This window comes from Moorena sp. SIO4A5 (assembly GCF_010672005.1).
In the GTDB taxonomy this organism is placed as follows: domain Bacteria; phylum Cyanobacteriota; class Cyanobacteriia; order Cyanobacteriales; family Coleofasciculaceae; genus Moorena.
Genome location: NZ_JAAHHZ010000486.1, coordinates 1 through 3,632 on the forward strand (window position 1 = coordinate 1; position 3,632 = coordinate 3,632).

At 44.7% G+C, this 3,632-nt stretch carries 6 protein-coding genes; 4 read left to right on the forward strand and 2 right to left on the reverse strand.

All coding sequences use genetic code 11. The features are described 5' to 3' along the window. Positions 1-43 precede the first annotated feature (43 nt). Entirely contained in the window at positions 44-199 is a 156-nt protein-coding gene (locus F6K57_RS39655; protein ID WP_293074276.1) for a hypothetical protein, read from the reverse strand. A gap of 159 nt (positions 200-358) precedes the next feature. Between F6K57_RS39655 and F6K57_RS39660 the strand changes: the two genes are divergently transcribed. Next, complete coding sequence (locus F6K57_RS39660; RefSeq protein WP_293074279.1) at positions 359-1,174, forward strand: Uma2 family endonuclease; 816 nt, start codon at positions 359-361, stop codon at positions 1,172-1,174. Further along, entirely contained in the window at positions 1,164-1,295 is a 132-nt protein-coding gene (locus tag F6K57_RS39665) for a hypothetical protein (protein WP_293046070.1), read from the forward strand. Before F6K57_RS39660 ends, F6K57_RS39665 begins: the two co-directional genes overlap by 11 nt. Positions 1,296-1,320: 25 nt before the next feature. Here F6K57_RS39665 and F6K57_RS39670 read toward each other — a convergent pair whose 3' ends face one another. Further along, positions 1,321-2,118 (reverse strand): DUF2993 domain-containing protein, encoded by a 798-nt coding sequence (locus F6K57_RS39670; protein ID WP_364306075.1) that lies wholly within the window; start codon positions 2,116-2,118, stop codon positions 1,321-1,323. Positions 2,119-2,356: 238 nt separating this feature from the next. Here F6K57_RS39670 and F6K57_RS39675 point away from each other — a divergent pair, with 238 nt between their 5' ends. Next, positions 2,357-2,545: a hypothetical protein gene (locus tag F6K57_RS39675; protein ID WP_293026438.1), complete on the forward strand. Its 189-nt coding sequence runs from the start codon at positions 2,357-2,359 to the stop codon at positions 2,543-2,545. Between the two features lie 403 nt (positions 2,546-2,948). Next, positions 2,949-3,344, forward strand: coding sequence for a hypothetical protein (locus tag F6K57_RS39680; RefSeq protein ID WP_293026440.1), 396 nt, complete (start codon positions 2,949-2,951; stop codon positions 3,342-3,344). Positions 3,345-3,632 lie beyond the last annotated feature (288 nt).

Consider the following 3,632-nt stretch of genomic DNA (forward strand, 5'->3'; position numbering starts at 1 on the left):
AATCCAGCATCTTATTGGTAGTTGTTTTTTGGTTTATTTATCATTATAGAGCAAAGGGAGTAGGGAGTAGGGAGTAGGGAGTAGGGAACAGCGGATCTGGGAACAGGGAATCGGGAGTCGGGAGTCGGGAATCGGGAGTCGGGAGTCGGGAGTCGGGAATCGGGAGTCGGGAATCGGGAGTCGGAACAGCGTTTTTCATAAGTATGAGGTACACAGGATTTTTTTCCTGTTCCCTGATCCGAAGTTCCCTGATCCGAAGTTCCCTGATCCGAAGTTCCCTACTCCCTACTCCCTGTTCCCTACTCCCTACTCCCTTGCTAAAATCAAAGTCATCAGTCGGAAAAATTGAGGTAATTTCATGTCACTTGCCAAACCCTCATTTAAAAAAGTTATTCTCCCTCATCCGGCCAAAGAAACCCTGCCCACCATGTATGATTTACCCAGTGAAGATCCGGAGGAGCCGGGTTTGCCTGACGAATTTCATATTTGGCAGCCACAACTGTGTAGTGAGACCTTTCGTCCTCCCAATTATCAGAGCGAAAGGGTGTTTGTGGCCAGTGACTTAAACTTATATTATGACCCCAACCATACCGCTTGGTACAAACGACCGGATTGGTTTGCGGTAGTAGGGATTTCCCGACTCTACCAAGGACGAGAGCTTAGAATGAGTTATGTGATCTGGCAAGAAGAGGTCAGACCAATTGTGGCGATAGAGTTGCTCTCTGCCAGCACCAGAGATCAAGACCTTGGTTACAGTGAACGAACGGGAAAACCACCCACCAAATGGGAAGTGTACGAGCAGATTTTAGCTATTCCCTACTATGTCACCTTCGACCGAGTCAGCAATGAATTGCGAATTTTTAAGTTAGATGGCGGCAGCTATCAACCCCAAACCATAGACAATGCCCAATTTTGGATCCCTGAGTTGCAATTGGGTATAGGGCTATGGCTTGGTCAATATCGAGGCTTGAATCGGTTGTGGCTACGTTGGTATGATCAAGATGGGAATTGGATTCCCACTGAGGCTGAACGAACCGAACTTCAACGGCAACGAGCCGAACTTGAACGGCAACGAGCTGAACATGAACGCCAACAGAAGGAACTGGCTCAACAACGAGCTGAACAACTCGCAGAACGGTTACGACAGATGGGTATTAATCCCGATGAAATTTAACCCCTGTCTGAGTTTTTCTGAAAGCTATCAGCGAACAGCGATTAGCGCTACGCGCACGCTACGCGAACAGCGAACAGCGATTAGCGCTACGCGCACGCTACACCGAACAGCTAAAGGCTGACCGCTGACCGCTGACCGCTGACCGCTCAAGGATTATTGGGGATGTGATCGATTTGGGCGTAGCCACTGAAAACTAGCTTTTTCCCTTGGGTCTCTAGACGATTGATGCGCATAGTAACACCATCCAGGTTGAAGCGGTCTAGATCCACCATATTGTTCAAGATCTCATCCAGGGCTACTGTCAAAGTTCTAGATATCTCTTGTAACGACTCTGGTATTTCATTAGGTTGAAACTGGGAGTCTTTAAACAAAATCCGCCGTCGTCGCTCTACTCCGATGGTAGATGTCATACTAATCGGTACTATGCCGTAATTAGGTAGGTCAGCCTTAGCAAATAACCGTAGACCATTGTTCGGTTGCAGCTGCACTTGCACCTCAGTAAAGGAAACCGGAGCACCACCAGATAGTGCGGTTAACCCTGGTGTAGAAAGGTTTTCCAGCCGCTTTCTAACTAGTTGTGCTTTAAAGGATTGGTTGATGTCAGCTTCAGTAAGAATAACTTGAGCGATCGCTTGAGTAGGTTGTTTCAGAGAAATCTTACCCTGAAGCACTGAGCTGAAATCCAGAGAGACAGCATCGGTTTCAAAGGACATCTCCTCTGTCCGGAATTCCCGACGAATCACTAAACCACGGCCACTCATTTTGAAACTATCGATGCTACCTTGTAGCAATTTGCTAGAGGGAAAGCAGCGCACAGAAACATCTACCGATTCGCTTGTGGTAAACAGGTGGCGAATGGTCTTGCTGGCGACAGTATTCAGCAGCTGTTCACCCCAGTCGGTGCCAGAATTATTTGTACCGGTGAAGCCACCTAACATAACCATCTTGCATCCTGCGAGAGTTACTTCTATATTTGTAACAAAATGTGAAGAACTCAGCAATCGATCCTAGGGATGAAGGTTATTTGGTTATTCCCCATTGACATCCAGTCTCAGATAGGTTAGGGGGTTATTCACCTTTGGCATCCACTTTAGGGTAGGTTATTTGCTTGCTTATCAGTTAATCATTAATCAGCTGTAGTATCTCAAACCTGTTAGCTCCAGAGGTCTCGGTTGTGGGGCTTTGGTTGTAGGGCTAAAGGGGTCAGAACCCAGTCTCAACCTTTATAGCATTTGTCATAGTTATCAGATCCATTCAATTTTCTTATCCCGTCTTGATGCAGTCGCTAAATACAACAAACCTACCCCTGTCAACTGCTCCCTACTCCCTACTCCCTGCTCCCTGTTCCCATTAACCCACCGGCGTAAGTAGCTGACCCAATTAAGAACTGCTTTATAATCCTTGACCTAATTGTTTACTTTCGTAAAATGTAACTTAGTATAGTTAAGGCTTTATAATACTTGTAAAGGTTAGTCAAGAGCAAAAATTAAGCTAACGTTGCGGTCTGTAACGTAATTAATGGGATTTTTCGCATGAGTATCACCAATTCTCATTTACCGATTACCCCTTACTAAACTCAGTTACAGCAAAGACTCCAGGTCAATACAGCAACCAGAGCTTTTTTTGTTCTCCTACTTTGTCAGCACCCCGCTCGCCCATAGACGAGGCCATAACACCAATAGTTAATCCCACACCTCCGAAAGCGGGTAGGACCTAGGGCTAATCTTGCCCGAATAGCTAAAAAACTCCGTTAAAAACTTCTAGGTATACGATTATGAGCGATAGCACTGCAATCAATGAAAACGTTACCGCAGTTCAGCTAGCAGAAGCTCCAGAACAGGAAACCTCTGCCTTGGATGCAATTGCCCCTTTACCTGGAAACCGTCCCATTGCTCCTAGTGACCTTAATATTAGTGAAACACAAAGCATAATGGGACATCGACCAATTGATGCCAGTAATCTCCAGGTATTAGAAACTATATCTGTAATGGGAGACCGCCCCATCACCTCTAGCAACATTGAGGTACTCGGTATCATGAAGGTGTCTGGGGAGCGACCAATTGCTGCTAGTAATCTTCATCTTGATGAAATAGAGTACATCATGGGCAAGCGTCCCATCGCCCCAAATGATATTGATGCTGATCCACAGCTGATGGGTTATTTAGATTAAATTCAATCACCCGTCGATAAGCGCGATCGCGTAGCGTAGCCCTTCGGGCTAATCGCTCTGAGCAATTGTTTGTTCCAAAATTCCCCTGTTTTGAAACAGGGGAATTTTGGGTGTTTAGTAATAATGGAATGATTTGAATAGTTTTGTGGAACGCAATTTTTGAATTAAGAATTAAGAATTAAGAATTAAGAATTAAGAATTAAGAATTAAGAATTAAGAATTAAGAATTAAGAATTAAGAATTAAGAATTAAGAATTAAGAATTAAGAATTAAGAATTAAGAATTAAG